The 5617-nt window shown below is 61.6% G+C and carries 8 protein-coding genes and 1 tRNA gene; 7 read left to right on the top strand and 2 right to left on the bottom strand.

The annotated features are described in order from the left end of the window. Window positions 1-789, top strand: a 789-nt coding sequence (locus tag AYR66_RS21610) for a 2-keto-4-pentenoate hydratase (protein WP_088709219.1), incomplete at its 5' end; no start/stop codon positions are given. A 179-nt stretch (window positions 790-968) separates the two neighbouring features. Continuing rightward, window positions 969-1472 carry a PEP-CTERM sorting domain-containing protein gene (locus AYR66_RS21605; RefSeq protein WP_088709218.1) on the top strand — a complete coding sequence of 168 codons (504 nt, stop codon included), beginning with the start codon at window positions 969-971 and terminating at the stop codon, window positions 1470-1472. Between the two features lie 91 nt (window positions 1473-1563). Here AYR66_RS21605 and AYR66_RS21600 read toward each other — a convergent pair whose 3' ends face one another. Then, on the bottom strand, window positions 1564-2067 hold the full coding sequence (locus AYR66_RS21600) for a class IV adenylate cyclase (RefSeq protein WP_088709217.1): 504 nt from the start codon (window positions 2065-2067) through the stop codon (window positions 1564-1566). Between the two features lie 132 nt (window positions 2068-2199). On the opposite strand from AYR66_RS21600, the gene AYR66_RS21595 reads away from it, so the two are divergent. The 5 genes from AYR66_RS21595 to AYR66_RS21575 all read left to right on the top strand — a co-directional run bounded on the left by AYR66_RS21595 (window position 2200) and on the right by AYR66_RS21575 (window position 5128). Next, the gene (locus AYR66_RS21595) at window positions 2200-2886 is read left to right on the top strand and encodes a hypothetical protein (RefSeq protein WP_088709985.1); all 687 of its coding nucleotides are present in this window, start codon (window positions 2200-2202) and stop codon (window positions 2884-2886) included. Window positions 2887-2981: 95 nt separating this feature from the next. Beyond that, window positions 2982-3057 (top strand) — tRNA-Glu (locus tag AYR66_RS21590). Between the two features lie 79 nt (window positions 3058-3136). After that, window positions 3137-3907 carry a ParA family protein gene (locus AYR66_RS21585; RefSeq protein WP_088709216.1) on the top strand — a complete coding sequence of 257 codons (771 nt, stop codon included), beginning with the start codon at window positions 3137-3139 and terminating at the stop codon, window positions 3905-3907. A gap of 165 nt (window positions 3908-4072) precedes the next feature. Further along, window positions 4073-4894, top strand: coding sequence for a class I SAM-dependent methyltransferase (locus tag AYR66_RS21580; RefSeq protein ID WP_088709215.1), 822 nt, complete (start codon window positions 4073-4075; stop codon window positions 4892-4894). Window positions 4895-4933: 39 nt separating this feature from the next. Further along, window positions 4934-5128 (top strand): hypothetical protein, encoded by a 195-nt coding sequence (locus AYR66_RS21575; protein WP_088709214.1) that lies wholly within the window; start codon window positions 4934-4936, stop codon window positions 5126-5128. 3 nt (window positions 5129-5131) lie between these two features. Here the strand turns inward: AYR66_RS21575 and AYR66_RS21570 are convergent, their stop codons facing one another. Further along, window positions 5132-5509, bottom strand: a complete 378-nt coding sequence (locus AYR66_RS21570; RefSeq protein ID WP_088709984.1) for a YkvA family protein — start codon at window positions 5507-5509, stop codon at window positions 5132-5134. Window positions 5510-5617: the final 108 nt, after the last annotated feature.

Below are 5617 nucleotides of genomic sequence, written 5' to 3'. Positions count from 1 at the left end.
ATGCGGCGGTTGTCTCCCGCCACGCCATCGATCATGACCAATATCGCCCAGGCAGCCTCCCTGCTCGCCGCACGCCGCCGCACCGGCATCACCGGACCGCTGCTACCGGACCACCTGCGACCGCAGGACATCGCTTCCGCGCTGGCAATCCAGGCCGGCGTCATCGAACAGCTGGGCGAACAAGCCGGCGGCTGGAAGTGCGGCCTGAACGCCGATCCACCGGTCATCATGGCGCCCATCCATGCCGGCACGATCCACACGGCCGGGTCTTGCACGGTATGGACGGAAGCGGGCCAGGTGCGCATCGAACCGGAACTCGCCTTCATCCTCGGGCACGACCTGCCAGCACGAAATACGCCGTACTCGCCAGCGGAAGTCGACGCTGCGGTCGCGCGCATCCACCTTGCGCTGGAACTGATCGGCAGCCGCTATGACGACCCGGCCTCGGCCGGGTACCTGGACAACCTGGCCGATGGCTTGCTCAACCAGGGCATGCTGCTCGGGCCGGAAATCGCGGGTGACGCCGTCGAGACTTTGGAGATCCGCATCCGGATGGAGGAAGGCGCGGAGCAGGTGCTGGATGGCAAGCACCCGAACGGCGACCCGCGCGCGCCGTTGTACTGGCTGGTCGAATTCCTGCGTGGCCGGGGGACGGGACTGCGGAAGGGACAGGCGGTGATTACCGGATCGTTCGCGGGCAGTATTCTTGTGCCCGTGGAGCAGGACATCGCCATCAGGTTCGGGGAACGCGGCGAAATTGCGGTTCGGTTCACGTCGAACGCGGGGTAAAACGAGACTGTTGCAAAATTGACAAATAGTAGCCGAGAAGCTTGACACTTTCTGTCGAAAAAATTTACACACGCTAATCCAGCATCACGACATATACGCGCAAGTGACTAATTAAAAAGAACTATTTCCCATTGGCACATAACCTGCTTAAAGCTCAACAGCTTTATCCAGGAGGAAATATGCGTCTAATTAAACTTGCACTTCTTGCAGTAACGATGGCAGCCTCGATGGCTGCGAATGCCTATACGGTCAACAACACGAACGGCGGCGACGGCTACGTGTCGGGCAGCTTTCCGTCCTTCACGCTGGTAGGCGGAAATAACGGCAACGGCAACAATTTCACGACCTATTCCGAAACGATGTCGACGGATGGCCAGATGTCGTTCAGCTGGAGCTACGGCACCAATGACTGGGACTACACCTGGGACCCCGCCGGCTACTTCGTGAACAGCAACTTCATTTCCCTGATGCCGGCATCGTCCGGCTCCGTGAGCCTCGCTCTCACAACCAATGACCTGTTCGGCTGGTACGTCTATACGGTCGACGGCAGTGTCGGCTCGGGCTTCCTGAACGTCGCTGCCGAATTCACCCCGTCGACGCAAGTCCCGGAACCCGCTTCCATCGCACTGCTCGGCCTCGGCCTTGCCGGCGTCGCCTTCGCGCGCCGCAAGAAGCAGCAGTAATCGGGTCCGCACGATTCAAGGCCCGCTTCGGCGGGCCTTTTCATTTCACGACAGCCAGGCACGCTGTACACCAGCCCTCAAACTCGCCGCGCTAGAACAAGTCGACGTATGCGGCCTGTACCAGCTGCGATTCCTGCACGCCGAGCCGCGCCATCAGCGCATGCGCTTCGCGCACGCCCGCTTCGGCGCCTTCATGCTCTTCCAGCACCACTTCCAGTTCGAGGAAATCGCCCAGCCCTTCCACGCGGTCGAGATGCACGCGGGTGCGGCCTGCAAGGTAGAGCGTTCGGTGCTTGCGCACGCGTCCCGCCTGTCCGTACGCAAGCGTGAGGGTCTCGCGCAGGGTATCGGGCGATGCGGTGGGCGTGCGGACATAGAATGATTCCTTCGGCCCCGACTGGTTGGCGCGACGATAGAAAATCAGCTCGCCGTCGCCGCTCGCGAAGACGCGCAGCTTCAGCCGTCCATTCTCGCAATGGAAGAAGGTGTCGTCCTGCACGATCTCGACCGCCCCCTCGGCGGCGATCGCTTCCACAAGCGGATTGAGTGCCTCCACGCTGCGAATGCGTGCCTTGATTTCGATATTCCTTGCCATGCTTGTTCTCCTCGGCGACCCGGCACAATACGCCAAATCCGGAAATGTCGTACCGTATCAGGCTGGCGGAGCGCAAATCGTCCGTTGATGAAGCAGCGTTGTGAATCGAAAACAAACCACAAGGAGATCACGATGAAAGGCATGAGACAAACGAGTGCGTTGCTTGCAGGTTGCGTGCTGGCGCTGGCCGGTTGCGCGGGAATGGAATCGTCGGGCGGCGACATGACGTTTTTCGTGACCAGTACCGGTCCGGGCAAGGGCGGAGACCTCGGCGGACTCGAAGGCGCGGACAAGCATTGCCAGTCGCTGGCCGAAGCGGCGGGCGCGGGCAAGCACACCTGGCGCGCTTACCTCAGTACGCAGGCCACTGGCGGACTGAGCGATCCGAAATTCGTCAACGCGCGCGATCGCATCGGACCGGGGCCATGGCATAACGCTAAGGGCGTCCTGATCGCGCGCAATGTCGAGGAACTGCACTCGCCCGCGGCCAATGTAAAAAAGGAAACCACGCTGGATGAGAAGGGCCGCCTCGTGAACGGCCGCACGGAGCAACCCAACATGCACGACATGCTGACCGGATCGCGCCCCGACGGCACTGCCTTCCCGGGACAGCCGTTTCCCGACATGACGTGCGGGAACTGGACCAAGAGCGGCACCGAAGGCTCGGCGATGACCGGCCACCATGACGCCGCGGGGCCGCTGCCGTCGACGCCTTGGGCCACGTCGTGGAATTCCTCCCATCCCACGCGCGGCTGCGACCCGGAGGGGATAAAGAGTACCGGCGGCAACGGCCTTTTCTACTGTTTCGCCGAGAAATAATCACCCTGCCGGCGGGCGAACTTTGCCGAGGTACTTGGCAAGTCGGCGTTTATACGGTAAAGTTCGCCCCCTTCAAGCAATATCTGCCTCTCAACGTCCCCATCGTCTAGAGGCCTAGGACATCACCCTTTCACGGTGAGTACCGGGGTTCGAATCCCCGTGGGGACGCCACCACATTTCCCGATTTCCCTTTTTCCGCACTGCAGCAACTGCTATCATTCCGGCAGTCCACACTTCCCGGGAAGATTGCATGAAACGCGTCATCTTCAATCAGAAAGGCGGCGTCGGCAAATCGACGATCGCCGTCAACCTTGCCGCCATCGCAGCGCGTCATGGCAAGAAAACCCTGCTCATCGACCTCGATCCGCAGTGCAATTCCAGCCGCTACCTGCTGGGTGAAGCCACCAAGGAAGCATCGCCAACGCTGGCCGACTACTTCGAGCAGACGCTGGCCTTCGTGATCTATCCAAAGCCGGCGACGCACTACGTGCACGCCACACCGTTCGAGAACCTGTCGCTGGTGCCCTCGCATCCGGAGATCGGCGAGCTGCAGTCGAAGCTGGAATCGCGCCACAAGATCTACAAGCTGCGCGACATGCTCAACGAGCTGGCAAAGGAATACGACGAGATCTTCCTCGACACGCCGCCGGCCTACAACATCTTCACGCAATCGGCGCTGATCGCGGCCGACACCTGCCTGATCCCCTTCGACTGCGACGACTTCTCGCGCCAGGCACTGTATTCGCTGATGAACAACGTCGGCGAAATCCGCGCCGACCACAATCCCGAACTGGTCATCGAAGGCATCGTGGTGAACCAGTTCCAGGCGCGCGCCAGCCTGCCGCAGCGCATGGTGGATGAGCTGCTCGCCGAGGGCCTGCCTGTCCTGTCGAGCAAGATTTCCAGTTCGATCAAGATCCGCGAATCGCACGACCGCGGCTTGCCGATGATTCATCTCGACGCACGCCACAAGCTGAGCCAGGAATACCTCGCGCTGTACGAGGAACTGGAAGCAGCCTGATAACAGCCTGATCTTCTCCTCCCCGGCGGATTCCAGCCGCCGGGAACGCCTTCCTTCCCACATCCGGGAAAATCACCCCATATTCTTCGTTTTCGCCCCTGATGCTGCATGGCATCAGTTTTGCTCCACGTCTTCTATACAGAATTTTTCTGACGAGGAGATGAAATGAATACGTGGGTGGTGACGGCGGCCCTGGTGCTATTTGGCGTACTGGCGTCGACGGCCCTGTTTTTCTTTGTGTTCACGCGTGGGGCGCTGGTTTTGCGCGCACTGACGCCGGCAGGACGCACCGCAAGCGCGCATGTGTACCCGGTGTACTCGAACATGAAGCTCATCAAGCTGGTCGATTTCCAGCCTGTCATCTCGGCCATCCTGCTGTTCCAGTACCATCGCCTGGTATCGAAGATCGTGGCCGGGATGCGGCAGATGGACCTGCGCGGCAAGAAGGTGCTGATCACCTCCTGCGCATTCGGCAACGTCATTCCGCGCGTGGTGAAGGCCGCGTTCCAGGCCGGCGCCGAGCGCGTGCTGATCGTCGACATCATCCCCAACGAACTCGACCACGCGCGCAGCAAGCTGGGCAAGTATCTCGACCGCGTCGAATTCATCGAAGAAAACGCCACCTGCATGAAACAGGCTGACGGCGTGGCGGCGGTGAACGTGATCTTCTTCCTGCTGCACGAACTGCCGCACGACCTGAAGGGCCAGACACTGAACGAAGCGGGGCGCATGCTGTCACCGGGCGGCAAGCTGTTCGTCGGCGAATTCCACCGTCCCGGACCGCGCGTGCTGCGCGCACTGAGCTGGGCGTACTTCAAGGTCTTCGAACCGCTCGGCCTGGCGCTGTGGGATACGCACGACCCGGTCGGCTACCTCGAATCGAAGGGCGGCTGGCAGTGCGAGCGCTCGACGTATTTCTTCGGCAATTTCCAGATCATCAGCGCGACGAAGCAGGAGCGGCCGGGCCGCACTGTCACGCCGGCGTAGCATTGGAGTGGCAAGATGGCTCACATTGGAACCGCCGATATGAATAACCCACAACGTCCCATCAAGCGCGAGGATGTGCTCCGCCTGGCCGTGAAGGCGAGGCTGATGCTGGATGCGGGCGACGCCTGCTTCGTCAGCGACCTTGCCGGCGCAAAGGAAGTCGTTGCCTTCGCGCGCCTGCTCGAATCCCGGCTCTGCGAGCAACCGGGCAGTTCGCTCGCGGACACGGAATAGCGCCTACGCTCTCCAGGCCGCGTAGGCGACCGCCAGCCAGATGGCGACGATCAACACCGCCCCCCAGCGGCTGCGCGGCTTGCTTCCTTCGCGCGCCATCCATTCCTCGCTCTTCCGGCGGCACTCGCCCATCACGTCCTCGGGGATCAGGCGAATGGCGAGCCAGATCAGTGCCGGCAGCAGCAGCACATCATCGACATAGCCGAACACGGGAATGAAATCAGGCACCAGGTCGATCGGGCTGAGCGCATAGGCGACCACGAACACGCTCAGCAGCTTGGCGGCAAACGGCGTTCCGGGATGGCGGCTGGCGAACCAGAGGGCGACGCCGTCGCGCTTGAGGCGGCGCGCCCAGTTGCGGAGGTTTTCCTTGAGCGACATGGAAAGCATTCTAGCCGCGACGGACGGCCGGCGCTTGCGGCGTCAGAGCAGCGAGCAGTAGGCATTCGCCAGTCCCACCCTGTTCCTTCCGTCTTCCTTTACCCTGTA

Source organism: Noviherbaspirillum denitrificans (assembly GCF_002211445.1).
Taxonomy (GTDB): Bacteria; Pseudomonadota; Gammaproteobacteria; order Burkholderiales; family Burkholderiaceae_D; genus Noviherbaspirillum; species Noviherbaspirillum denitrificans.
The sequence above is the reverse complement of the archived record's forward strand: the minus strand, read 5'-3'. Positions and strand labels throughout refer to the sequence as shown.